Below are 22,838 nucleotides of genomic sequence, written 5' to 3'. Positions count from 1 at the left end.
ATTACTAAGAAAGGCCGTCTGAAAATTAATTTTCAGACGGCCTTTTACTATGTTTAAAATCTAATTTAAAAATTTTTTCAACGCGGATGCACCATATTGGCAGGCACGACCAATTCATCAAATTCTTCGCCGCTCAATAAGCCCAGATCGATGGCGGTCTCGCGCAGGGAACGGTCGTTTTTGTAAGCGGTTTTGGCAACTTTGGCGGCGTTCTCATAGCCGATTTTGCGGTTTAGAGCGGTGACCAGCATCAATGAATGGTGCAGGAAATAGTCGATTTTTTCCGGTACCGGTTCGATGCCGACGGCGCAATGCTCGTTAAAGCTGTTGCAGGCATCGCCCAGTAGGCGGATAGACTGCAGCAGGTTGTAGCCGATGACGGGCATGTACACGTTCAATTCAAAATTGCCCGATGCGCCCGCCATACCGATGGTCACATCGTTGCCGAATACTTGGCAGCACACCATGGTCAGCGCTTCGCATTGGGTCGGGTTGACTTTACCCGGCATGATGGATGAACCCGGCTCGTTTTCCGGAATTTTGATTTCGCCCAAGCCGCAGCGCGGGCCGGAAGCCAGCCAGCGGACGTCGTTGGCGATTTTGTTCAGGCCCGCGGCCAAAGTCTTCAGTGCACCCGAAGCGTACACGGCGGCATCGCGTCCGGCCAAGGCTTCAAATTTGTTTGGAGCGGTGACAAACGGCAAGCCGGATAATTCGGCAAGTTTGGCGGCTGATTTTTCAGCGTATTCCGGATGGCTGTTCAAACCGGTGCCGACCGCGGTGCCGCCCAAAGGCAATTCATAAAGCCCTTGCAAGGCATCGTTCAGACGGCCTAAACCATGGTCGAGCTGGGAAACGTAGCCGGAAAATTCCTGACCTAATGTCAGCGGCGTGGCATCTTGTAAGTGGGTGCGGCCGATTTTGACAATCGGTTCAAATGCTTTGGCCTTGGCATCCAGCGTGTTGCGCAGGGCTGTGACTGCCGGAATCAGCAGGCGGTTGATTTCGATGGCGGCGGCAACGTGAATGGCGGTCGGGAAGCTGTCGTTGGTCGATTGCGCGTGATTGACGTGGTCGTTGGGATGGACAGGCTGATACGCGGCCAGACCGCTGCCCGCAATTTCATTGGCACGGTTGGCGATGACTTCGTTCATGTTCATATTAGATTGCGTACCCGAGCCGGTCTGCCACACCACCAGCGGGAATTGGCCGTCGAGTTTGCCGTTTAACACATCATCCGCCGCCTGCATAATCAAATCGCCTTGTTCGGCTTTGATGCGTCCCAGAGAGACATTGGCGGCAGCGGCGGCTTTTTTGACCAAGGCCATGGCGTAGATTAACGGCTTGGGCAGGGTTTCGCCGCCGATTTTGAAATTGTCGCGGCTGCGTTGGGTTTGCGCACCCCAATAGGCTTCAGACGGCACTTCAACATCGCCCATAGTGTCGTGTTCGGTACGGGTAGTCATGATTTCTCCTGTCTTAATTTAAAATGCGAACCATTCGCATAAGTTGATTATATGCCAGTCATACGTGTTGTGAAAAGGCCGTCTGAATATTTTTAGATAAGGATTTGAGTAAACTTATGTTTAAAACTTTTTCAGACGGCCTTTTCGTGATAAATAGCCCTGTTTTCAATGAAAAACAGCTAAATTAGCATTATCGTGTCGATTTTAATAATACTAAAAATAAATCAAAATTTAATTATCAATAGAAAATAAATTAAATAAAAATTCAAAAAACACTTTATTTTTTTTAAAATCGGCGTATTATTCCGTCCACTTGCCAGTACGCTACGGGTCGGTTTTGCCGATTCCGGGCGTTTTTTCTTTTTAGTACCTGCGATTCAACCCATAGTCATAAAGGCAGGCTGCTATTCGAGACCGCGTACTGCATGGGGTGCGCAGCTTTATTGCTGTTAGCACCCATTGTGGGGGTTTTATCACACGGTAAAACCTGTTCTTAAGGGCATTTTATCTTCCTGCCCGATAACCCTTATCCGAGATGGTAATCAGATATGAGCGTTACGCCTGTAAATCCTATTTCCAATGCCAGCAATGAGCATTACTTAACCCGTCAAAACGAGATGGAATCCAATGTCCGCAGCTATCCGCGCAAATTGCCGTTGGCCATTGCCAAAGCACAAGGCTGTTGGGTGACTGACGTTGAAGGCAATGATTATCTGGACTGCTTGGCCGGTGCCGGCACTTTGGCTTTGGGGCACAATCATCCGGCCGTGATTCAAAGTATTCAAGATACGTTGGCCAGCGGTTTGCCCTTGCATACCTTAGACATCACCACGCCGTTGAAAGATGCGTTTTCCGAAGCTTTGTTGGCACATTTTCCCGGCGGCAAAGAAAACTACCGCCTGCAATTTTGCGGCCCGACCGGTGCGGATGCCGCCGAAGCAGCGGTTAAATTGGCCAAAACCTTTACCGGCCGCGGCAATGTCATCAGCTTTTCCGGCGGCTACCATGGCATGACCCAAGGCTCGTTGGCCTTAACCGGTAATTTGAGTGCGAAAAACGCGGTGCAAAACCTGATGCCGGGCGTGCAGTTTCTGCCGTATCCGCACGAATACCGTTGTCCGCTGGGTATTGGCGGCGAAGCCGGTGCCGAAGCACTGACTTATTATTTTGAAAATTTTATCGAAGACGTAGAAAGCGGTGTGGTCAAACCGGCAGCGGTGATTCTGGAAGCGATTCAGGGTGAAGGCGGCGTGGTGGTTGCTCCTGCTAAGTGGTTGAAAAAGATCCGCGAAGTCACCGCCAAACACGGTATTTTGATGATTGTAGACGAAGTGCAGGCCGGATTCTGCCGTTCGGGCAAAATGTTTGCTTTCCAACATGCCGAGATTGAGCCGGATGTGGTGGTGATGTCAAAAGCCGTCGGCGGCAGCTTGCCGTTGGCCGTGTTGGCGATTAAAAAAGAATTCGATGCATGGCAGCCGGCCGGACACACCGGCACTTTCCGCGGCAATCAATTGGCGATGGCCGCCGGTTATGCCTCGCTGCAAGTGATGAAAGTGCAAAACTTGGCGCAAAACGCGCAAACCCAAGGCGATTTCATCCAAGCCGAATTGAAAAAAATGGCACAGGAATTTCCATGTATCGGCAACGTGCGCGGCCGCGGGCTGATGATCGGTATTGAAATTGTCGATGAACGCCTGCCTGCCGACCATATGGGTTCGCTGCCGGCTGATGCCGGATTGGCGGCGGAAATCCAAAAAGCCTGCTTCGCCAATAAATTATTACTGGAACGCGGCGGCCGCAACGGTACAGTCGTACGCATATTGGCACCGCTGATTATCAGCCGCGAAGAGAGCGAAGAATTTTTGCGCCGCTTCCGCCGGTCATTGGCTGACGCGCTGAATAAAGTGCGGGGCGTATAATGGCAGATTTTTCACAACACCAACGCGCATTGCTCTGCAACCATCCGCAATCAGTAGCCGATTATCAGGCAGCGATGAATGAGGCGGTGCAGGCGGTAGCGGCGTGGTTGAACGAAGACAAAATGTACGCCGGCGGCAGTATTCGCCAATTGCGTGACAAAGTATCGTTCAGGCCGTCTGAAAACGGTTTGGGCTTGAATGAAGCCTTGCAGCGTGCTATAGAGCTGTTTTTAAACAACAGCTTAAAAGTGCATCACCCGCATTCCTTGGCGCATTTGCATTGCCCGACCTTAGTCACCAGCCAAGTGGCGGAAGTGTTGATTAATGCCGCCAACCAATCGATGGACTCATGGGATCAAAGCCCGGCGGCTTCATTGATGGAAGTGCAGATGATCGACTGGTTGCGCCAAAAGCTTGGTTACGGCAAAGGCACGGCAGGCGTATTTACGTCCGGCGGCACGCAATCCAATCTGATGGGCGTATTGTTGGCACGCGATGCCTGCATTGCCAAGCATTGGCAAACTTCAGACGGCCTTGAATGGAGCGTTCAACGCGACGGCCTGCCGCCTGATGCGCTGCAAAAAGTAAAAGTGGTTTGTTCGGAAAACGCGCATTTTTCGGTGCAGAAAAACATGGCGATGATGGGCATGGGCTTTCAATCGGTAGTGACCGTGCCGACCAACCGCTACGGCCAAATCGATACCGCCGCATTGGCGCAAACGCTCGACCGTTTGGCGGACGAAGGCAAAATCATTGCCTGCGTGGTCGCCACCGCGGGCACCACCGATGCCGGCGCGATTGACGATTTGAAAGCCGTGCGTGCCGAAGCCGACCGCCACGGCGCGTGGGTGCACATCGATGCGGCTTGGGGCGGTGCGCTGCTGCTTTCCAATGAGTTCCGTCATATGATTGACGGCATTGAATCGGCCGATTCGGTGACGCTCGATTTTCACAAACACTTTTTCCAAAGCATTTCCTGCGGCGCATTTTTGCTGAAAAACGAAGCAGATTTCCGCTTCATCCATTATGAAGCCGAGTATCTGAATTCTGCTTACGATGCCGAACATGGCGTGCCTAATTTAGTGTCGAAATCACTGCAAACCACGCGCCGCTTCGATGCATTGAAATTGTGGCTTACCATCGAGGCTTTAGGCGAAACGCTGTACGGTTCGATAATCGACAACGGCGTTAAGCTGGCAAAAGAAGTTGAGCGGTATATCAACGCCACCGACGGCTTGGAAATGACACTCGCACCACAGTTTGCTTCGATTTTGTTCCGCGTGAATCCGAAAGGCTGTCCGACCGAACACATCGACAGCCTGAATCAAAACGTGGCTGACGAATTGTTTGCGCGTGGCGAAGCCAATATCGGAGTCACCAAGGTCGGCGGTGTACAATCATTGAAAATGACCTTGCTCAGCCCGATTGCCACGCTCGAGAACGTGCAAAATCTGTTGGCACAAGTGCAGCAGGAAGCCGAACGCATTAAAGATGCGATTGCTGCGGGCAGCTACACGCCGCCGATTGATTAATGCTTTGATTGAGCGATAAAGCTGAAAGACCGCCCCCAAAAAAAATCCTCTAAATTCCCCTAAACCGAATTTAGAGGATTTTTTATGGGCAGCTTCTTCCAACAAACCGCTCAACCCATCATTGCCATCAGGGCATCGACCGCTTCCCACTGCTCAAAATCAGCAAAATTATCGATTGGCAACCCATCCATACCTGTCTTGAGCAACAAAAAAACCGCTGCATCCGCGACCGCCGCTGCCGCAAACGGTTGGCGCAAGACCAAACGTTGCCTTATCCGTCGGAACCGATTGACCGGCAGTTCACCGAAAAAGGCCTTAAAAGTAGAAAAAGCCACCGCCATCATCCAAACCGCCGGCGGCAAACAAATTCAGCCTCATTGCTCCTGCTGCTGGAAGGGGGGAGTACTCGGAAAATCGGGCGCTTGGGTATCAGGATTTGTGGGAAACTTAGGGAAATATGTGTGTTTGGAGGGAAATAAAGGTTACTTGATAACTCAAGTAACCTTTATTGTTTGGGAAAGGGAATTTTGCAAAGGTCTCGGCCTTGTTTGATTTCAACCATTGATTTTAAATCTTCAAGCCAAATCCAGTTTTTTCAACAAAGCTATGCTGGCCGAATCGACCAAGCGGAAAGTTTCGTCAAAATCGCCGGTGTACCACGGGTCGGGTACATGGTTGTAACCGCTCTCGGGAATCAAATCGGTCAGTTTGAACAATTTCTCGGGATGTTTGCCGAACAGGTTTTCCAAATCGCACAAATTGTTGTCGTCCATCGCCAGAATGTAATCATAATGATCGATGTCGCTGCGTTTGACTTTGCTGCTGGTAAAGCCGGTGTTGTCTATGCCTTGTTGAGCCAGTATTTGCCGTGTACCTTGGTGCATGTTCTCACCGTCGTGCCAGCCGGAAGTACCGGCGCTGTCGGTGCGAATGCAGTGGCCGACACCGGCTTCTTCAGCGCGGTGGCGCAATACAAATTCACCCATCGGTGAACGGCAGATATTGCCGAGGCACACGAATAAAATACGGTAGGTTTTCATGACTGTTCTGCGAAAAAGGGGTTGTGCCCTGCTGATTTCAAGGCTTGGGCGTAGGTTGGCAATTCGCTGTTTTCCGGAACCACGTCATGCAGCATGTAAACATGTTCTACACGGCATTCGGCCATTAAATCCAAGAAATTCTGCTGGATAACGGCGATGTTGTCGGTTGGCGATAAGGTCCAAGTATAGATTTGCGGTGCAATTTCAAATGCACTGTCGGTGGCGTTGAAACCGAATTGAATCTGTCCGCCGGCTTTGGCGGCGACCACCACGCCCACGCGCGGGCTTTGCATGCGGATGGCGCGGATGGCGTTGGTGGCGAATACGTCCATTGCCATGCGCTGGCGCATGTGGCTGCCGGTTGTCAAAGCAGATAACGGCGCGTCGGGCGACAGGGGATTGACGAATAAGGTTAGGCCCGGTCGGGTGAGTGCTTCCTGCCACACCTGCATCAGCGGCAAACCTGCTTTTAACAGGTTTTGGTTGAGTGATTGTTGCAGCTTTTTGTCGCCGTAGCCCAAGGCAAACACCACATGCACCGATTGGCCGCTTGGAATCTGCAGTTCAGACGGCATAAATTGTGCGGCAAATTGTGCAGCAGCTTCAGGATTTTGTTTGGCTTCAAACCATTGCCCGGCATTGATTTCGCTCAATGCAGTTGACGGCACGAGAAACGGCAGCCATGTCGCTTGGTTGAGCGCGCGCAAATGCGGATGGTTTTCCAACACGGCAAACAACGCAGCAGTCGGTACGTTCAAAGTCAGGGTTTGATCTTGGTTACAGCCGGCCACCAATACCAAAGGCATGGCAAACCATTGGCTTTCTTCGTCTTTTTCGGCATTTAAAACCGTGATCAGGTTGTCGAGCAAGACTTTGTAGCTTTCCGCATCGGCCACCATGCTCATGGCCACCGACAAACCTAAATAATAATTTTGCTGAAACATACCGCGGATTTCGGTTTGCAGCGATTCGGCGGAGAGTTTGCGCTGTGCGGCAGACGTGCTATGCGCCAAGTTGGAAGCGTGCAGCAAGAGATTGTTTTTAACCGGTGTTTCAGGGTAAGGTCGTGTGTCGGCAAGAATGAAAGGGGTGTTCATTTTCTACCTTTGATATTTTTGTTTTGAAAAGAGCAAAGATTATAACAATAACTGACTGAAACAGTCGGGTATGAAGCGGAGAAAATTTCTATCCGCTTGATTTGGCTGATAATAGAAATGAAAAAAGCACTGATATGAATCAGTGCTTTTTAATTTTGGCGCGGCGGACGGGGCTCGAACCCGCGACCCCCGGCGTGACAGGCCGGTACTCTAACCAACTGAGCTACCACCGCGCAAGCAATTGTGTTGCCACAACTGCAGGAAACTTGGTGGGTGATGACGGAGTCGAACCGCCGACATTCTGCTTGTAAGGCAGACGCTCTACCAACTGAGCTAATCACCCGAGAAGCCGAATTAAACCAAATATCCGCATCATGCACAAGCGATTTATGCAGCTTGTTTGCCAGCTTGTTGAAACTAAAATAAAAATTTTCAGACAGCCTATCAGTAATTAGGATTTTTCATAAAGAAAATGCCCCAATTTATCTGCTTTTGTATGCAGATAGCGCTCGTTTTCAACATTTTCACCAACTTGTAACGGAATGCGCGCCACGACATTAATATCGGCGTTTTGCAGCGTTTTGACTTTTTCCGGGTTGTTGGTCAAGAGTTTCACTTCATGCACGCCCAAATGGTCGTAAATGCTTTTGGCCAAAGTGAAATCTCGGGCATCGACCGGCAGGCCGAGTTCGACATTGGCTTCTACTGTGTCGCGGCCTTGGTCTTGCAATTGATAGGCGCGGATTTTGTTAATCAAACCGATACCGCGGCCTTCTTGGCGCAGGTAAACAATCACACCGCGGCCTTCTTGCTGTACCGCCTGCATCGCTGCCTGCAGTTGCGGGCCGCAATCGCATTTTTGTGAGAATAGGGCATCGCCGGTCAGGCATTCCGAGTGAATGCGAGACAAAACGGGCAGGCCGTCTGAAACATCACCCATCACCAAAGCTACGTGTTCTTGGCCGCTTTCTTCTTCAAAACCATACATGGTAAAAATGCCGAATTCGGTCGGCAAACGGCAAGAAGCCACGAATTTTACTGCTTTAGTCATCTTGCGTTTCCTCGTCTTCCACCACGTTTAACAGCGCTTTCATCGGCTCGCTCAAAGCCAATGATAAGGCAGTCCATTCGGCTAACGAAGCATCGTCCGTTTGGCCTTTATCGTTAAACTCAATATGTACTACACCCAAAACTGCACCGCTTTTCGTGCAAATCGGTACGGATACTTGAGCCTTGCTGCCTGCATTGCGTTCACCTGAAATTTCACCCAAAGTCAGCCAGTAAGCAATATCGTCGGCCACATTCATCCAGCCGCTTTGCGCGGTTCGGGAAGCCAGGTAGATTTGGCTGTTGTCTTCATTCACATCCAAATGCGGTTCCAATCCCAAGCCTTGCTGGGTGAGTAAAACCAATTTCGGCATCAGTGTTTCAGACGGCATATGGGCATAAACTGCCGCACTTTTAATGTTGGCTTGGCGGCTGTATACCGAATCCAAAACCATAAAAATCTGTTTCAACAAAGCATCGTTATCGGCATTCGGCTCGATGTGTTCCGCCAGCTTGAAGCCGTTTTTTTCCGGCCACAATACCGAGCGGTCAATCGCGGCATTGCCCATGTTAATCACCGCCTGCGCTGCGGTATAAGCAACATAAACGTCATCGACGGACAGCTTTAAGCCTTGTGTCCGCAGAAAATCTTCAATTAATAATCTTGGCATGTGCCATTCCTCAAGATGCAGTAGCGAGACCGTCTGAAAAGGTGAAACCAAACTTTTCAGACGGCCGTTAAATAGTTAATTTGTTTCAATATGATGCTGATTATACCCTTTTTCAAGACAGAATAGGCTTTGCATGCTTTTTGATTGTGTGTATAATCCGCTACTTGGTTTGCGGACGTGGCGAAATTGGTAGACGCACCAGATTTAGGTTCTGGCGCCGCGAGGTGTGAGAGTTCGAGTCTCTCCGTCCGCACCATACTGAAAAAGATGCAGCTTTCAAAGCTGCTTTTTTTACGTCTAATATGTAAGAAACAGTCGCGTTGTTTACACAACAGGTTGGGAAAATAAGCCTGTAAAACCTCAAAAGGCGTATCACACCTTTCAATCCCTTATGCGGCTTAACCGTATTATAAAAATTCACAAAACGGCACAACTCCTTTTGCCGGTCTTCCGAATTTTTAAATGGGAACTTATCATGCCACATTTCCATCAAGGTAAGGATCCCCCGTTCTGCTTTACCGTTCGTCTGCGGTCGGGCAATACGGGCAAACTTTTGACCAATATTGTTTTGCACACGGGCAACCGCAAACGGATGTGACGCATTGCCCCGATATTCCATGCCATTATCCGAGTGGGCACACTCAATGGTATACGCACAGTAATCAATCACATCATGCAAAAGGAACTTGGCCACATCGGCGGCAGTACGGTCAGGCAAAACGGCTGCATACGGTTCGCGGATGGCGACAAACATGTAATCCCTTGGGTCGGTTGCTTTTTGATTCTGCAATAAGGGCCGCCGTTTGGTGTCGAAATGCACCATTTCGCCGGGGGACGACTTATTGTGGCGTTTAGCCTGTTCCTTGAGCTTTTCTTCGATGGCTTTTTCAACTTTAGCCAAACGTTTCATGCCATATTTGGCTTGTTTGAAACGGTTGTTGGTACTGTTTTGCGGTGCGGGCAGTTGCAGCTGTGCGGCCTTAAGGAGATACGGTAAATGGTGACTCTGCTGGCTTGGTACTGCCGGGCCGGTGAAGTAACGGTAATTTTATCCTGTGTCTAGGCGCGCCAAACGGCTTGGCGTTGATGTGGTGTCAGTCGGTTGTTTTTGTGGATGTTCATGGCAGTATTGTCTTTCAAATACTGTAAACAACGCTAGCTTTTCTTACAACTAATGTTTTTTTACACTGTTATTTTAACCGTTTATTTTTATTATGAAAAACAGGTAAATAAAATGATGTTTTGCTGTTTGTGACTGTTTTTTAAGGGATAAATAAATCATTCTTAACCAGACCGGTTTGCTATCTCAAATCGGTTTTGCTAGTATGAAATTGTAGTTTAGTGAGATAAATTTATTAATATTAATAATTTAATACAATAATTTAATACGATAGGAGGTGGGTATGAAAGTAGTTCGTTTGTTAGCAGTATTACCGGTTGCGGCGGTTTTGGCAGCGTGTAGCTCGGTGCACCCGCAGCAGGTCGAGGCAGAGCATGATTTTGTGTGTGATAACGGTGCAAAAATCCGTGTTTCCGGTACGACTAAAGGCGGTGCTGACCGTGTGAAAGTGACTGCGCTGAACGTAGCCGGCAACCCAAGCGCAGTATTGCAAAAAGCACCGGCAGGCCAAGGTGAGCGTTTCCAAAATAATGCCGGTTTCTTTGGAAATGCCACTGAATTGACCATTGTAGATGGGGTCACAACCCTGACCTATGATGATAGAAACAATAAATTCCAAACCAAATGTGAACCGGTACTGCGTTAATAAGATGTGATTGGTTTGGGCGATTGAATATATAAAGGCTGTCTGAAAAATTTATTTTCAGACAGCCTTTTTATTTTGATAACGCAATGGCTGGATTAATCCAACAATAAAAACGGATTGCCGCCGGCACGGTCGAAACCGGCTTCGCCGATGACAATATCCAAGCCCAGTGAAGCTAAGTCATCGGCTACCGGATCGGCGTATTGCTGTTTGTCGAGACGGTAGAGCTTGCGGTAGCTGTGGCAGGATTTGCAGCTTTCGGCATGCGCACCTTGATATACGGGCGCCAATTCAGGGGCGCTTTTTTCATCAATGTGTTGAATGCGCATGTTGCCCGCATCGCCGCAGGTTGGGCATTTAGCGCGCAGCACGTTCCAGCGACTGTTGCACAATGGGCAGTGCATGTAGCGTAAGCCGTTTAACTCACCTTTGATTAACACCACGCTGCCGACCGGTTCGGTGCCGCAGCAAGGGCAGATGGTACGCTCTTCGGTTGGCGGCACATGGTCTTCGGTCAATTGCAATGCCCATGCTGTCCAAATTACTTGCAATGCGGCTTGTATCCAGATTTCGGCAGGGCGGTCTTGGTTTTCGGTGGTTTGGGTCAATACGCGCTTGGCCAAGGCTTCGGCTCGTTCTTGGCTTAAGGCTTTTAATTTGCTCACTTCAATAGCAGCGGTAGCGGTGATTTTGCCGTTCACCTCTTTCAAAATATCGCCGAATACCTCAAAAAATTCAGACGGCACATAGCCATTTAAGGCTTCCGGCAAAACGGTTGCTCCTTCTCCCAATTGATTTAAGGTCAAATCATGGCGTGCCATCACAGCTTGTTGTGCTTCGCAAACGGTGGCAAGCAACGTCAAGTAAAGATTCCATTCGCTTTTGTCTGCCTGCGCCAATTCTTTGAAACGCACCGCGCGTTCGGCAAAGACTTCTTGTTCCGGTGCCAGCCAGAAAGGGGTGTGGAACAAGCCTTTTTGGATTTCTTCAACAGGCTTGATGGTGGTGGTTTTCATGTACTTTCCTTGCGGTGTGTTTCAGACGGCCTGTTCATCAACAGGCCGTCTGAAAATATATGTGATTCGAATGCTTATTTCACAATATATTGCGGGTGGGTGTAAACGGTAAATTTATGCGGGCGGGCAAAGCCGATTAAGGTCATGCCGGCTTGTTCGGCCAAGCGCACGGCCAGCGCGGTTGGGGCGGATACGGCAACGATGCAGCCTATGCCTGTGGCGGCGGCTTTGGCGACCATTTCGTAGCTGGCGCGGCTGGAAATCAGCGCGAAACCTTGCTGCCAATCGTAAGCTTGTTGTGTGCCGTAGCCGATTAATTTGTCTAAGGCATTGTGGCGGCCGACATCTTCAAAGGCGGCTGCAATATGGCCGTTTTGCACCCAAGCCACGCCGTGTACCGAGCCGACGGATTGACGTAAGGGTTGATGGTTGTCGAAATCGGCTAAGGCCGTCTGAATATCGGCAATGGCCAATGCTTGGCCGCGCGGTACTTGCGGTACTTGCGGTTTGACCGCAGCCAGGCTGTCGATGCCGCACAGACCGCAGCCGGTGCGGCCGGTCATGTTGCGGCGGCGCTCTTTTAAAGCTTGGAAACGTGCGGAGGCGATATCGAGATGTACTTCAATGCCGTCGCAGGCTTCATTGACTTCAATGTCGTACAGTTCGGGAGCTGTGGTCAAAATGCCTTCGCTCAAACTAAAACCCAATGCCAAGGCTTCCAAATTCTGCGGTGTGGCCATCAATACCACATGGGTAATGCCGTTATAGACCAAGGCGATGGCGGTTTCTTCGGCCAGCACGTCTTGTTCTTCACGCAAGCCGTTTGAATCGGCGCGATATACGGTATAGCTTTGCAAGGGGAGGGAAGTCATGAGTGAGGCCGTCTGAAAAGGATATTATAGCGCGATTTTTTCAGCTTCTTAACCGGGATAAACCAAAGTTAGGCGCATAATCGCAATCGTTTATATAAATGATTAATGTTATTAAATTAATATGAATATAGTAAATAAAATTATTAGTGGCTGATGTGGTAATGGGATTGAGTGCTTGTGCGGTCACATCGGGCAAATCAAGCCATGATTTGGATTTTTCTAAACAGCCATACACCGAGCAAAGCATGGTGTTGAATGGCGGAACGATCAAATTCCGTGCTTATGAAGGGATTGTATATGTCAAAAATCCAATCGATGCCGAATATGAAGTGATGAATATTTATGCGCCGGAGCAATATTATCAAAACGGCAGCATTGGCGGTTTTACGGCTGAGACGGCACCGATTTTTTTCGCTAATCAAGTCGACGGCTATATGCCTGCTAAACCGGCCAAGCCTGAATTGAAAAGCCTTCGCGGCGCAGCAGACAATGCGGAGAAATCACCGAATACGGCAGCGGTGGCCTTGTCAAAAGGCTATGTCGTGGATCAGCAGGGGCGTACGGACGAACTGTGCTACCGGCAAGACACCAGCGCAATTGTTGATTTAAAAGCCACTATGCGCTATTTGAAAGCCAGCAGTAAAGTGATGTCGGGTAATAAAAATCATTTCAAATGGTACCCGGAGCGGGTGGCGTGCTGTCTTCCTTATTGGGTGCAAGCGGCAATTATCTGGATTATGAAGCCATTTGCAAGCCTTGGGTGCAGCGAAGGCGGATGATGATATTTTTGCGGTTTCTGCATTGTCCGATTATTGACTTGGAATACGCCGGCATGGCTTATGAATAGCAGTTCAACGGTGCCAACGATTACAAAAAAATGAGCGTGACCATGCCGGGTTACAACGTCAAGCGCGAATCGATGCCGGATGCTCACCGAAGTACAAAAAAGCTTTGTCGGATAAATTCAAGCTCATGTATCCCGCATGCATCAACAGCTTGAACCTGAAAGATACACAAGGCCGTGCATTGGTTTTGGATCGAAACAACAACAGCAGCTTTAAAGATTTCGTTACCGGCTTCTTAGCACAATCGGCATAAAAACAATTGGATGCCGGCAAAGAAGTGAAAGCGGATTGGCTGACAATGAAAAACGGCAAGGTAACGGCGGTTGATTTTGTCCAAATATACGCAAATCGCAGGCCGTCAGAAAACGCCGCCTGCATTTGACGGTGTGGATTTATCGACCGATGAAAATCGGTTGTTTGGCAACGCCGATACCGATAAACAGCATTTCACCGTATTTGCCATGAACAATAGCACCGTAACAGGTGCAACCATGGCCGACAAGCAAACCATTAAAATGATGAATCCGCTGAATTATGTAGATGGCGCAAACGTGAAAATGCCGAAAAACTGGCGCATCTGCGCCAGTGCCAACGACCGTGGCACTTTATTGGCGGTGTTTGCCGTGTTGGTGGCGAAGCTATAAGACAATAGTGCCAAAGTTGTATAGCGAATCCACTTTAAAATAGTACGGCGTTGGTTCGCCAGCCGTATTATCTATATTGTCTTCAGCTCGCCGCCTTGTCCTGTTTTTAAAGTGAATCCACTGTACTTTGCCGTGGGTGTGCCGCACAGAGGGGCCATGATTTGGATGAATTGTTTGCGTGGATAAAACAAGTGAGTACGCAATAAAAAAATCAATGCCGTCTGAATTTTTTCAGACGGTATTGATTTTTGGGAAATGCAAAAAAGAATAAAAGCCTGAACATTTTTGTTCAGGCTTTTTTAATTTGGCTCCCCGACCTGGGCTCGAACCAGGGACCTGCGGATTAACAGTCCGTCGCTCTACCGACTGAGCTATCGGGGAATGGAGCGTATTATAGCTTCTGCAAAAAATGTGTCAACCGATAAAAGGCAATAAATTCGTAGCAATATTACAAATAATTGAAAGCTAAGAAAATTTATTTGTCGGTAGCTTTTGATGGCAAGCTGTCTTGTTAGGCCGTCTGAAAGCTAAGTATTCACATGATTTGCGTGAGCCGTTTATTTTACATCAATCAGTATTTCGCACTGATCAATTTACCGTTTTGGAAAACTTGCTGCTGCATAATATTGCCGTTATAAGCATAAGTCGTTAACGAACCATTGGCCGGTGTCGCGCGAAATTGCAACAATTGGCTGCGGTTGATGGTGTAAGGATCGGTACGCTTGATACTGTTGTCACTGTAAAAATCCTGCACCACATATTCGTTATTGCGTTTGCTTAATAATTGGCGGTAAAAGCCGCCTTTTACTGCATGATTGGAAGCATTACCGTGTGCGTCAAAATAAGTGACGATTTGCTCGTCAACAATATTGACACCGCCGTTTTTACTTTGGTTGGTGCCGGCCCCGATTTTGGTTTGATCCAAGCGCACAGGAATATTTAAAGAAGTGCCCAAGCCGACATGGCTGCCCAACCGAGTACCTACGCCCAAGCCGACGGACATGCCGGGCGTACCTACTGAGCAGGCGCTTAAAGCGGTGATGGCAAGTGCGGCTGACAAAATCTTTTTCATTATTTTTCCTTTGGAAATTTCTTCGCTGACTGACGGCAATGAGTATAGCGGTTTTCATTGCTGATTTTCGTTATGCTAGGTAAAAGCAGAAAATCAGCGGGGATTATGTTGGTTTTTGGAAACGAAAACGCCAAAAAGCACTTTCTTGGGAAAAGTGCTTTTTGGCGCTCGGGGTAAGCAAGGAGATGAAAAGGTTAGTTCAAGCTGGCTTGTTGAATATTTTTGCCTTCTGAAAATTTGATTTCTTTCACAACGCTGAATTCTTTGGCGATGCCGTTGATTAGAACAGGTGACATGGTTTGCGCCTCCATCCATTGAACTGCGCTGTTGTCGATGCTGCTTGAGCCGCTGCTGCGAACCACGCGTACATTATGTACATTACCATCTGCGCCAATAGTCAATCGCACAGCAACTTTGCCGGTAATCGGAGCGGTAGCTTCAGATGCTTTTTGATAGAAAGTAATGTTGTTTGCCATGGCGGCTTGCGAACCGGCTAAAACGGTGAAAGCAACTAAAGCGGTTAAAGTTTGACGGATGTTCATGATATTGTCCTTGTGAGTTAAACGTTTGTCGTAATTTTGTTAATGTGTAATTCTTTAATTTATAAAGATTTTGTTTTGTTGGGACAGGTTGTGTTCCGTGTTTCTATGTATGCATTTTGCAATGTTGACAGATAAATGGCAAGCGATAAGTGCGCAAAAATTAAGATAAACGGTTTATTTTTTAGTAGTGATTATTCTAATTGTTGGCACTTTAAGTTTAGGATTTATAAGGTATTGAAAGTAGCTTAAGGAAATATGACAAATTAATTATTTTAAAATCATATATTTATTTTAAATAAAACAACTAAGAATAAAAGCACGGAGGTTTTAAAATTTAAAAGCTCCGTTTATTTCTTTGGAATAACCGCTTGTCGTATTTTTGCACCGATTATTAAAAATGTTGCTTTTTTAATACAGATATTTGGGATTTGATGGAATATTTTTGGATGATTCTTGCAAAATGCAATCAATGCGCTGCGTTATTCCTTCTCAATATAGTCATAGTTAAAAGAGATAGGCGCAAAAATTACGCTGAACTAAGGTAGAATGTATTCAGACGGCCTTTTGAATCGTAATAGTTTTTAGTAGTTGAAATAGTTTGATTTGACGAGTACGGCACTTTATATAGTCTGCCTACTGGCTTAGCGCCCTTAAGGCAGATAACGGTTAGGAAGTAATGATGAAAACTTTAAAATTCACAAAAATGCATGGCTTAGGTAATGATTTTATGGTGGTCAACGGCATTGAACAGCAGTTTGATCCGAAAGAAGCCCCTTTGGCACAATGGTCTGACCGTTTCCGTGGGGTGGGTTTTGACCAGCTTCTGGTGGTGGAAAAGCCATCATCCGAAGCGGTGGATTTCCGTTACCGCATTTTTAATGCCGATGGCGGAGAAGTGGAGCAATGCGGTAACGGCGCGCGTTGTTTCGTGCGTTTTGTTGTGGATAAAGGATTGACCGACAAGCAGGAAATTCTGGTGGAAACCGCCAGCGGTGTGATTGTGCCGAAATTGTTGGATAACGGGTTGGTCACAGTGAATATGGGCAAACCGAAATTTATGCCGTCTGAAATCCCGTTTGTTCCGGAGAGCGGCGAAGCAGATGATGCTTTAACGCATATCGTGTTGGTGGGCTTGGAGTCTATTCCGGTGAGTTGTGTCAATATGGGTAATCCGCACGCAGTGATTGTGGTAGGAGATACGAAAAATGCGCCGGTAGAGCATTGGGGTGAAGCCATTGAGTCGCACAGCCAATTTCCTGAACGCGTGAATGTCGGTTTTATGCAGATTGTAGATAGACGATCGATTCGGTTGCGCGTGTATGAACGCGGTGCAGGCGAAACGCAGGCATGTGGTACAGGTGCGTGTGCGGCGGTTGTGGCCGGTGTACGCTTGGGTTTGCTGGATAGCGGAATGCCGGTTAAAGCGAGTTTGCCGGGCGGGGATTTGTTTATCAGTTGGCAGAATGGTGATGATGTGATGATGACCGGCCCTGCTGAAACGGTGTTTGAAGGCGAGTTGCAGTATTAAGATGGTTTTTCATTTTGATTTATGGGCAGCTGTGATTTATGCCGTGTTTTTCTTAAGATTGATTTTCAAGGCCGAGAAATTCCAATGGTTTTGGGCGGCAGTGATTGCATGGTTGGCCACGGGCTTTTTAGGTGCCAAGCTGATACCGGGCGCTTGGGGTATTACCCATATCGGGCCTTTGTTTCTTCCGCATTTTTATTTAACCGTAGGCAGTATTTTTTTCTTTTTGAATCATTGGAAAAAAACGCCCGATGGTCAATTTTGGCAGGCTGATGAAGCACATTCGTTGTTGAGCTTGTTTGCAGTCAGTAATGCGTTGATGACTGCGGTATTCATTTTGCTGGCAGGCATGGTTTGGTATCATTATCCGGAAGGCACTTCCGTCTTTTCTATGCCGGCACTGTTGGCTTTTTATGCTTTGGAACCAAGCTATTGGTTTGTATTGCAATTGGTTTTGATGGCGGTATTTTATGTGCACCGCGTTAAAATCATGAAGCAACCTGCCAGCTTATTCAGCAGCCGGCAATTACAAGGTGGTTTTTTGATGTTGTTGATTGTTCAGGTGGCGTTGATTTTGTCTATCATTATTGCAGGGCGTCTTTAAACAAAACAAAAAGTTATAAAGTAAGAAATATTAAATATTGGTTTTTCGGACAGCCTCAGCTTAATATGCAGGCCGTATTATCTTTATTCAGGAGCAGAACATGAAAATTGCAAACAGCATTACCGAATTAATCGGCAATACCCCGTTGGTGAAATTAAACCGTTTGACCGAGGGCTTGAAAGCCGACGTTGCGGTAAAGTTGGAATTTTTCAATCCGGGCAGCAGCGTAAAAGACCGTATTGCAGAAGCGATGATTGAGCAGGCAGAAAAAGCCGGTAAAATCAACAAAAATACCGTGATTGTGGAAGCAACCAGCGGTAATACCGGTATCGGTTTGGCAATGGTATGTGCTGCCCGCGGCTATAAACTGGCCATTACTATGCCGGAGAGCATGAGTAAAGAGCGCAAAATGTTGTTGCGCGCGTTTGGTGCTGAATTGATTTTGACTCCTGCTGCAGAAGGTATGGGTGGTGCGATTGCTAAAGCACAATCTTTGGTTGACGAAAATCCGAACACTTATTTTATGCCGCGTCAATTTGACAATGTAGCCAATCCGCAAATTCACCGTGAAACCACTGCCGAAGAAGTTTGGCGAGATACCGATGGTAAAGTCGATATTTTTGTAGCTGGTGTGGGTACCGGTGGTACAGTAACCGGCGTGGGTGAAGTGTTGAAACAACACAAGCCTGATGTCAAAATCGTTGCAGTAGAGCCGGAAGCATCGCCGGTATTGAGCGGTGGTGAGAAAGGTCCGCACCCGATTCAAGGTATTGGTGCAGGTTTCGTGCCGAGCGTATTGAATACTGCTATTTACGATGAAATCGTTAAAGCGCCAAACGAAGCGGCATTCGAGACCGCTCGTGCGATGGCGGAAAAAGAGGGTATTTTAGTGGGTATCTCTTCCGGTGCGGCTGTTTGGAGTGCATTGCAATTGGCGAAACGCTCTGAAAACGAAGGAAAATTGATTGTGGTATTGATTCCTTCTTATGGCGAGCGTTATCTTTCTACGCCATTGTTTGCCGATTTGGCATAATGTCAGGTATTAAAAAGGCCGTTTCAGACGGCCTTTTTTTGTGTGTTTTTATTTTCCGGCTGATGGAGGCATATTCGAAATATGTTGTAATTGAGCAAAATTTATGACGTATCCGAGCAGCCATCATTTGGACTATTTGACGAATCTGATTATAATGACCCACATGAAAAAATATATCCCTCTCTTATTTGCATTGGCGGCACTTGCCGGTTGTCAATCCATCTACGTGCCAACCTTGAAAGAAGTGCCGGTGCGTCCGATAAATGTCCAAGGAACTGGCAAACCGGCTGCCGGTTTCCGTTTGGCTTCTAGCCACTGGTCAGATGTTTCCAAAATTCGTGACGAAGCAACACGTCTGAGCTATCAGGTCAGTCAAGGAAAGATAACTAAAGTTCAGGCTGCCCAATACTTAAACCGCTATCGTATCCAACTGGTTGGCCGTAACTCTGTTGACGACAGTATGTATGAAGTCTACCTGCGTTCTGCAGTAGATAGCCAACGTGGTGAAATCACTACCCAACAATCTAAGCTGTATATCCAAAATGCTTTGCGCGGTTGGCAACTGCGTTGGAAGAGCATGAACAGCAAACCAAGCAATCCGGCATTTACCAACTTCCTGATGGAAGTGATGAATATGTCTCCGTTGCAATAATCTGATGTAAAACAAAAAGGCCGTCTGAATTTCAGACGGCTTTTTTGTTTTTATTTTTTACCTAAAATCTTATCGGTGGCGATGCGTGCCTGTTCACGAATATCTTCGGTTAAATAAGCTTTCACCTGGCTGTAAACCAATGTGATAACGGCAATATCATCGGTAAATCCCAATGGTCCCAACAAATCCGGAATGGCATCAATCGGGCTGAAGAAATACACCAGTGCACCCAAGATAATCATCTTAGCTTGTTTGGGCGTATGTGGCGATTTCCATAAAAAATATAACGCATAAAGCTGACGTACTACCGGTGCTCCCAATCTGCCTGCGAAGCGACCAAGCTTACGCAAGAAGCCGGGTTCGTCGAGTTTTTTCCGTTTGAATTTTGGAATATAGTCTTCAGGAGAAGCAGAGTTTGAATCGTTCATAGAAAAGCCCTTTTAATCGTTGTCGTGATATGTGTTGCTCGGCCATTCTTCTTGTTTGGTAAAACATTGGAACGGAAAACCGAAAGTAAGTATAAGGGATTGGATGATAAGATACGTCAACTCAATGCAGTTTTATGATAAGCAGCAGTGATTGAGTAAGGTTAAATAACGGCTATATTTAATTAATATCGAAATAATTGTCGTTGCTCATACAGTGTGTGGAAATTTTTCAGGTGTTCTCAGCTAAATTAATTCAGATAAATTGAATGTTTTTGAACGTCCGCTGGCCATTTAGGCTGATATTATCAATTGTCAGGCGAAAGGAGTAGTTAAAAAGAAATATGATAAAGTTATTTTGTCTCATTTTTGTAAAAATTTATTATATTGTTTACAAATTGGGCTGTTCAAATTGCGCTAAACCATGTAAATTATAGCAAGTGTAATTCATTGTAGTTTTGCGCTACCCGATTTGAGAAAAAAATAAATTCAATTCAGAGGAACAGACCATGTCCGCCAAACCACGTCCTGTCTTTCTAGAAATCCCTAATATCCGCTTGCCGATACCGGGGATTGTTTCTATTTTGCACCGTATCAGCGGTGTTATCTTATTTATTACCCTGCCGGTTTTATTGTGGCTGCTGTCGGGTACGTTAAGCCATCAGGAAGGCTTTGAGTCTTACCGCCAGTTTGTGGCGCATCCTTTGGTTAAGCTGGCCTTGATCGGCGTATTGTGGGCCTATATGCACCACATGCTTGCCGGTATCCGTTTTTTGCTGCTGGATGCCCATAAAGGTTTGGCACTGAATACTGCCCGTGCAACTGCGAAAGCAGTATTTGTAACCGCTTTGGTATTAACTGTAGTGATTGGAGCTTTATTATGGTAGATCGTAAATTAACCGGCGCCCACTACGGTTTGCGTGATTGGGCAATGCAGCGTGCAACTGCTGTGATTATGCTTATTTATACCGTGGTATTGGTGGCGTTTTTGCTGTTGCTGCCGAAAGAATATGCTGCATGGCAGGCGTTTTTTGACCAAATTTGGGTAAAAGTGTTTACCCAGTTGAGCTTTACTGCTCTGTTTCTGCATGCTTGGGTGGGTATCCGTGACTTGTGGATGGACTATATCAAACCGTTCGGGGTGCGCCTGTTCCTGCAGGTGGCAACCATCGTTTGGTTGGTAGGTTGTTTGATTTATTCGGTTAAAGTAATTTGGGGGTAAAAATGAGTTTTCCTGTTCGTAAGTTCGATGCCGTAATTGTCGGCGGTGGTGGTGCAGGTTTACGCGCAGCCCTCCAATTATCAAAATCGGGTTTGAATTGTGCCGTATTGTCAAAAGTATTTCCAACCCGTTCGCATACGGTTGCGGCGCAAGGCGGTATTTCCGCTTCTTTGGGTAATGTGCAGGAAGACCGTTGGGACTGGCACATGTACGATACCGTAAAAGGTTCCGACTGGCTGGGCGACCAAGATGCGATTGAATTTATGTGTCGTGCCGCTCCGGAAGCGGTAATTGAGTTGGAACACATGGGTATGCCGTTTGACCGTGTCGAAAGCGGCAAAATCTACCAACGCCCGTTTGGTGGCCACACTGCCGAACACGGTAAACGTGCGGTAGAGCGTGCCTGTGCCGTTGCCGACCGTACCGGTCATGCCATGTTGCACACACTGTATCAGCAAAACGTCCGTGCCAACACCCAGTTCTTTGTTGAGTGGACAGCTTTGGATTTGATTCGCAATGAAGACGGCGATGTGGTCGGTGTCACTGCGATGGAAATGGAAACCGGCGATGTGTACATTTTCCATGCAAAAGCCGTGATGTTTGCAACCGGCGGCGGCGGTCGTATTTATGCCTCTTCAACCAATGCCTATATGAACACCGGCGACGGTTTGGGTATTTGCGCCCGTGCCGGTATTCCTTTGGAAGATATGGAATTCTGGCAATTTCACCCGACCGGTGTTGCCGGTGCAGGTGTGCTGATTACCGAAGGTGTGCGGGGTGAGGGCGGTATTTTGTTGAATGCCAACGGCGAGCGCTTTATGGAACGTTATGCACCAACCGTAAAAGATTTGGCTTCCCGAGACGTAGTATCCCGTGCGATGGCAATGGAAATCTACGAAGGCCGGGGCTGCGGTAAAAACAAAGACCATGTATTGCTGAAAATCGACCATATCGGTGCAGAAAAAATTATGGAAAAACTGCCGGGTATCCGTGAAATTTCCATTCAGTTTGCCGGTATCGATCCGATTAAAGACCCGATTCCGGTGGTGCCGACCACGCACTATATGATGGGCGGTATTCCGACCAACTATTTGGGCGAAGTAATTGTACCAAAAGGCGATGAATACGAAGTACCGGTAAAAGGTCTGTATGCGGCGGGTGAATGCGCCTGTGCGTCTGTACACGGTGCCAACCGTCTGGGTACCAACTCATTGCTGGACTTGGTTGTATTCGGTAAATCTGCCGGCGACAGCATGATTAAATTCATTAAAGAGCAGGAAGGTTGGAAAGAACTGCCGGAAAATGCCGGTGCGCTGACTGCCCAGCGTTTGGATCGCCTGAACAATCAGACCGACGGCGAAAATGTGGACGAGCTGCGTCGTGAACTGCAACGCTCTGTTCAACTTCATGCCGGCGTGTTCCGTACCGATGAAATCTTAAGCAAAGGCGTGAAAGAAATCTTGGGAATCGCCGAGCGTGTGAAACGTACCGAAATCAAAGACAAGAGCCAAGTGTGGAATACCGCCCGTATCGAAGCTTTGGAATTGGATAACTTGATTGAAGTAGCGAAAGCGACTTTGGTGTCTGCCGAAGCGCGTAAAGAATCGCGTGGTGCACATGCCTCAGACGACCATCCGGAGCGTGATGATGAAAACTGGATGAAACACACCCTGTATCATTCATTGAGCAATACCTTGAGCTACAAACCGGTACACACTAAACCGTTGACCGTTGATTATATCGAACCGGCCAAACGCGTTTATTAATATATTCAGTTTCAGACGGCCTATTAAAGGCCGTCTGAAAAATATCAGAAAAATGACCCTACACCGACGGTTTGAA

Annotated in this window: 24 protein-coding genes, 4 tRNA genes and 1 pseudogene; 14 read left to right on the top strand and 15 right to left on the bottom strand. The window is 47.5% G+C overall.

Annotation, left to right across the window (positions count from 1 at the left end; all coding sequences use genetic code 11):
• Window positions 1-77: 77 nt before the first annotated feature.
• Window positions 78-1,466, bottom strand: a complete 1,389-nt coding sequence (gene fumC / locus H4O27_RS08195) for a class II fumarate hydratase (RefSeq protein WP_165009196.1) — start codon at window positions 1,464-1,466, stop codon at window positions 78-80.
• Between the two features lie 548 nt (window positions 1,467-2,014).
• Here fumC and H4O27_RS08190 point away from each other — a divergent pair.
• Window positions 2,015-3,388, top strand: coding sequence for a diaminobutyrate--2-oxoglutarate transaminase (locus H4O27_RS08190; protein ID WP_165009198.1), 1,374 nt, complete (start codon window positions 2,015-2,017; stop codon window positions 3,386-3,388).
• Window positions 3,388-4,920 (top strand): pyridoxal phosphate-dependent decarboxylase family protein, encoded by a 1,533-nt coding sequence (locus H4O27_RS08185; protein ID WP_165009200.1) that lies wholly within the window; start codon window positions 3,388-3,390, stop codon window positions 4,918-4,920. The genes H4O27_RS08190 and H4O27_RS08185 overlap by 1 nt, the downstream gene beginning before the upstream one ends.
• Before the next feature lie 110 nt (window positions 4,921-5,030).
• On the opposite strand, the gene H4O27_RS13625 is transcribed toward H4O27_RS08185, so the two are convergent.
• The 7 genes from H4O27_RS13625 to H4O27_RS08150 all read right to left on the bottom strand — a co-directional run bounded on the left by H4O27_RS13625 (window position 5,031) and on the right by H4O27_RS08150 (window position 8,775).
• Window positions 5,031-5,264 (bottom strand): hypothetical protein, encoded by a 234-nt coding sequence (locus tag H4O27_RS13625; RefSeq protein WP_165009202.1) that lies wholly within the window; start codon window positions 5,262-5,264, stop codon window positions 5,031-5,033.
• Window positions 5,265-5,495: 231 nt separating this feature from the next.
• On the bottom strand, window positions 5,496-5,960 hold the full coding sequence (locus tag H4O27_RS08175) for a low molecular weight protein-tyrosine-phosphatase (RefSeq protein ID WP_165009204.1): 465 nt from the start codon (window positions 5,958-5,960) through the stop codon (window positions 5,496-5,498).
• Entirely contained in the window at window positions 5,957-7,057 is a 1,101-nt protein-coding gene (locus H4O27_RS08170; protein WP_165009207.1) for a conjugal transfer protein, read from the bottom strand. The genes H4O27_RS08175 and H4O27_RS08170 overlap by 4 nt, the downstream gene beginning before the upstream one ends.
• Before the next feature lie 156 nt (window positions 7,058-7,213).
• A tRNA-Asp gene (locus H4O27_RS08165) sits at window positions 7,214-7,290 on the bottom strand.
• A 34-nt stretch (window positions 7,291-7,324) separates the two neighbouring features.
• Window positions 7,325-7,400 (bottom strand) — tRNA-Val (locus H4O27_RS08160).
• Between the two features lie 108 nt (window positions 7,401-7,508).
• Window positions 7,509-8,108: a GTP cyclohydrolase II gene (gene ribA, locus H4O27_RS08155; RefSeq protein WP_165009209.1), complete on the bottom strand. Its 600-nt coding sequence runs from the start codon at window positions 8,106-8,108 to the stop codon at window positions 7,509-7,511.
• Complete coding sequence (locus H4O27_RS08150; protein ID WP_165009211.1) at window positions 8,101-8,775, bottom strand: hypothetical protein; 675 nt, start codon at window positions 8,773-8,775, stop codon at window positions 8,101-8,103. The genes ribA and H4O27_RS08150 overlap by 8 nt, the downstream gene beginning before the upstream one ends.
• 171 nt (window positions 8,776-8,946) lie before the next feature.
• Between H4O27_RS08150 and H4O27_RS08145 the strand changes: the two genes are divergently transcribed.
• Window positions 8,947-9,031: transfer RNA gene (locus H4O27_RS08145), tRNA-Leu, on the top strand.
• 85 nt (window positions 9,032-9,116) lie between these two features.
• On the opposite strand, the pseudogene H4O27_RS13670 reads toward H4O27_RS08145, so the two are convergent.
• Window positions 9,117-9,897 (bottom strand): annotated as a pseudogene (locus H4O27_RS13670) (integrase core domain-containing protein); the annotation flags it as partial.
• Window positions 9,898-10,178: 281 nt separating this feature from the next.
• On the opposite strand from H4O27_RS13670, the gene H4O27_RS08135 reads away from it, so the two are divergent.
• Window positions 10,179-10,541 (top strand): hypothetical protein, encoded by a 363-nt coding sequence (locus H4O27_RS08135; protein WP_165009213.1) that lies wholly within the window; start codon window positions 10,179-10,181, stop codon window positions 10,539-10,541.
• Between the two features lie 95 nt (window positions 10,542-10,636).
• Here the strand turns inward: H4O27_RS08135 and fdhE are convergent, their stop codons facing one another.
• Both fdhE and fdhD read right to left on the bottom strand, forming a co-directional pair.
• Entirely contained in the window at window positions 10,637-11,557 is a 921-nt protein-coding gene (gene fdhE, locus H4O27_RS08130; RefSeq protein WP_165009215.1) for a formate dehydrogenase accessory protein FdhE, read from the bottom strand.
• 74 nt (window positions 11,558-11,631) lie between these two features.
• On the bottom strand, window positions 11,632-12,429 hold the full coding sequence (gene fdhD / locus H4O27_RS08125) for a formate dehydrogenase accessory sulfurtransferase FdhD (RefSeq protein WP_165009217.1): 798 nt from the start codon (window positions 12,427-12,429) through the stop codon (window positions 11,632-11,634).
• Window positions 12,430-12,575: 146 nt separating this feature from the next.
• On the opposite strand from fdhD, the gene H4O27_RS08120 reads away from it, so the two are divergent.
• From H4O27_RS08120 to H4O27_RS08115, 3 genes are all read left to right on the top strand, one after another.
• Window positions 12,576-13,208: a hypothetical protein gene (locus H4O27_RS08120; RefSeq protein ID WP_165009219.1), complete on the top strand. Its 633-nt coding sequence runs from the start codon at window positions 12,576-12,578 to the stop codon at window positions 13,206-13,208.
• Between the two features lie 193 nt (window positions 13,209-13,401).
• Window positions 13,402-13,527, top strand: coding sequence for a hypothetical protein (locus H4O27_RS13380; RefSeq protein WP_255464495.1), 126 nt, complete (start codon window positions 13,402-13,404; stop codon window positions 13,525-13,527).
• A 76-nt stretch (window positions 13,528-13,603) separates the two neighbouring features.
• A complete protein-coding gene (locus H4O27_RS08115) occupies window positions 13,604-13,918 on the top strand; it encodes a hypothetical protein (RefSeq protein ID WP_165009221.1) in 315 nt (104 codons plus the stop codon).
• A 305-nt stretch (window positions 13,919-14,223) separates the two neighbouring features.
• On the opposite strand, the gene H4O27_RS08110 is transcribed toward H4O27_RS08115, so the two are convergent.
• From H4O27_RS08110 to H4O27_RS08100, 3 genes are all read right to left on the bottom strand, one after another.
• Window positions 14,224-14,299: transfer RNA gene (locus tag H4O27_RS08110), tRNA-Asn, on the bottom strand.
• Between the two features lie 190 nt (window positions 14,300-14,489).
• Window positions 14,490-14,990, bottom strand: coding sequence for a membrane lipoprotein lipid attachment site-containing protein (locus H4O27_RS08105; RefSeq protein ID WP_165009223.1), 501 nt, complete (start codon window positions 14,988-14,990; stop codon window positions 14,490-14,492).
• 194 nt (window positions 14,991-15,184) lie between these two features.
• Entirely contained in the window at window positions 15,185-15,532 is a 348-nt protein-coding gene (locus H4O27_RS08100; RefSeq protein WP_165009225.1) for a TonB family protein, read from the bottom strand.
• 679 nt (window positions 15,533-16,211) lie between these two features.
• Between H4O27_RS08100 and dapF the strand changes: the two genes are divergently transcribed.
• The 4 genes from dapF to H4O27_RS08080 all read left to right on the top strand — a co-directional run bounded on the left by dapF (window position 16,212) and on the right by H4O27_RS08080 (window position 19,349).
• A complete protein-coding gene (dapF, locus tag H4O27_RS08095; RefSeq protein WP_165009255.1) occupies window positions 16,212-17,060 on the top strand; it encodes a diaminopimelate epimerase in 849 nt (282 codons plus the stop codon).
• Window position 17,061: 1 nt separating this feature from the next.
• Window positions 17,062-17,664, top strand: coding sequence for a hypothetical protein (locus H4O27_RS08090; RefSeq protein WP_165009226.1), 603 nt, complete (start codon window positions 17,062-17,064; stop codon window positions 17,662-17,664).
• Window positions 17,665-17,764: 100 nt separating this feature from the next.
• Window positions 17,765-18,697: a cysteine synthase A gene (gene cysK / locus H4O27_RS08085; protein WP_165009228.1), complete on the top strand. Its 933-nt coding sequence runs from the start codon at window positions 17,765-17,767 to the stop codon at window positions 18,695-18,697.
• 154 nt (window positions 18,698-18,851) lie between these two features.
• Window positions 18,852-19,349, top strand: a complete 498-nt coding sequence (locus tag H4O27_RS08080; protein WP_165009230.1) for a lipoprotein — start codon at window positions 18,852-18,854, stop codon at window positions 19,347-19,349.
• Between the two features lie 50 nt (window positions 19,350-19,399).
• On the opposite strand, the gene H4O27_RS08075 is transcribed toward H4O27_RS08080, so the two are convergent.
• Complete coding sequence (locus tag H4O27_RS08075; RefSeq protein ID WP_165009232.1) at window positions 19,400-19,777, bottom strand: YkvA family protein; 378 nt, start codon at window positions 19,775-19,777, stop codon at window positions 19,400-19,402.
• A 506-nt stretch (window positions 19,778-20,283) separates the two neighbouring features.
• Between H4O27_RS08075 and sdhC the strand changes: the two genes are divergently transcribed.
• The 3 genes from sdhC to sdhA are packed head-to-tail and all read left to right on the top strand — an operon-like array spanning window position 20,284 to window position 22,762.
• Window positions 20,284-20,661, top strand: a complete 378-nt coding sequence (gene sdhC / locus H4O27_RS08070) for a succinate dehydrogenase, cytochrome b556 subunit (RefSeq protein WP_165009234.1) — start codon at window positions 20,284-20,286, stop codon at window positions 20,659-20,661.
• Entirely contained in the window at window positions 20,655-20,996 is a 342-nt protein-coding gene (gene sdhD / locus H4O27_RS08065) for a succinate dehydrogenase, hydrophobic membrane anchor protein (RefSeq protein WP_165009236.1), read from the top strand. Before sdhC ends, sdhD begins: the two co-directional genes overlap by 7 nt.
• Window positions 20,997-20,998: 2 nt before the next feature.
• On the top strand, window positions 20,999-22,762 hold the full coding sequence (sdhA, locus tag H4O27_RS08060; protein ID WP_165009239.1) for a succinate dehydrogenase flavoprotein subunit: 1,764 nt from the start codon (window positions 20,999-21,001) through the stop codon (window positions 22,760-22,762).
• Window positions 22,763-22,838: the final 76 nt, after the last annotated feature.

The organism is Neisseria yangbaofengii (assembly GCF_014898075.1).
Classification (GTDB): Bacteria; Pseudomonadota; Gammaproteobacteria; order Burkholderiales; family Neisseriaceae; genus Neisseria; species Neisseria yangbaofengii.
Note: the sequence above shows the minus strand (reverse complement) of the source record. Positions and strands in the feature narration are given on the sequence as shown.

Coding starts and splice junctions, on each gene's coding strand:
- fumC (WP_165009196.1), bottom strand. CDS start 1,466: ATGACTACCCGTACCGAACACGACACTATGGGCGATGTTGAAGTGCCG.
- H4O27_RS08190 (WP_165009198.1), top strand. CDS start 2,015: ATGAGCGTTACGCCTGTAAATCCTATTTCCAATGCCAGCAATGAGCAT.
- H4O27_RS08185 (WP_165009200.1), top strand. CDS start 3,388: ATGGCAGATTTTTCACAACACCAACGCGCATTGCTCTGCAACCATCCG.
- H4O27_RS13625 (WP_165009202.1), bottom strand. CDS start 5,264: ATGATGGCGGTGGCTTTTTCTACTTTTAAGGCCTTTTTCGGTGAACTG.
- H4O27_RS08175 (WP_165009204.1), bottom strand. CDS start 5,960: ATGAAAACCTACCGTATTTTATTCGTGTGCCTCGGCAATATCTGCCGT.
- H4O27_RS08170 (WP_165009207.1), bottom strand. CDS start 7,057: ATGAACACCCCTTTCATTCTTGCCGACACACGACCTTACCCTGAAACA.
- ribA (WP_165009209.1), bottom strand. CDS start 8,108: ATGACTAAAGCAGTAAAATTCGTGGCTTCTTGCCGTTTGCCGACCGAA.
- H4O27_RS08150 (WP_165009211.1), bottom strand. CDS start 8,775: ATGCCAAGATTATTAATTGAAGATTTTCTGCGGACACAAGGCTTAAAG.
- H4O27_RS08135 (WP_165009213.1), top strand. CDS start 10,179: ATGAAAGTAGTTCGTTTGTTAGCAGTATTACCGGTTGCGGCGGTTTTG.
- fdhE (WP_165009215.1), bottom strand. CDS start 11,557: ATGAAAACCACCACCATCAAGCCTGTTGAAGAAATCCAAAAAGGCTTG.
- fdhD (WP_165009217.1), bottom strand. CDS start 12,429: ATGACTTCCCTCCCCTTGCAAAGCTATACCGTATATCGCGCCGATTCA.
- H4O27_RS13380 (WP_255464495.1), top strand. CDS start 13,402: ATGTATCCCGCATGCATCAACAGCTTGAACCTGAAAGATACACAAGGC.
- H4O27_RS08105 (WP_165009223.1), bottom strand. CDS start 14,990: ATGAAAAAGATTTTGTCAGCCGCACTTGCCATCACCGCTTTAAGCGCC.
- H4O27_RS08100 (WP_165009225.1), bottom strand. CDS start 15,532: ATGAACATCCGTCAAACTTTAACCGCTTTAGTTGCTTTCACCGTTTTA.
- dapF (WP_165009255.1), top strand. CDS start 16,212: ATGAAAACTTTAAAATTCACAAAAATGCATGGCTTAGGTAATGATTTT.
- H4O27_RS08090 (WP_165009226.1), top strand. CDS start 17,062: ATGGTTTTTCATTTTGATTTATGGGCAGCTGTGATTTATGCCGTGTTT.
- cysK (WP_165009228.1), top strand. CDS start 17,765: ATGAAAATTGCAAACAGCATTACCGAATTAATCGGCAATACCCCGTTG.
- H4O27_RS08080 (WP_165009230.1), top strand. CDS start 18,852: ATGACCCACATGAAAAAATATATCCCTCTCTTATTTGCATTGGCGGCA.
- H4O27_RS08075 (WP_165009232.1), bottom strand. CDS start 19,777: ATGAACGATTCAAACTCTGCTTCTCCTGAAGACTATATTCCAAAATTC.
- sdhC (WP_165009234.1), top strand. CDS start 20,284: ATGTCCGCCAAACCACGTCCTGTCTTTCTAGAAATCCCTAATATCCGC.
- sdhD (WP_165009236.1), top strand. CDS start 20,655: ATGGTAGATCGTAAATTAACCGGCGCCCACTACGGTTTGCGTGATTGG.
- sdhA (WP_165009239.1), top strand. CDS start 20,999: ATGAGTTTTCCTGTTCGTAAGTTCGATGCCGTAATTGTCGGCGGTGGT.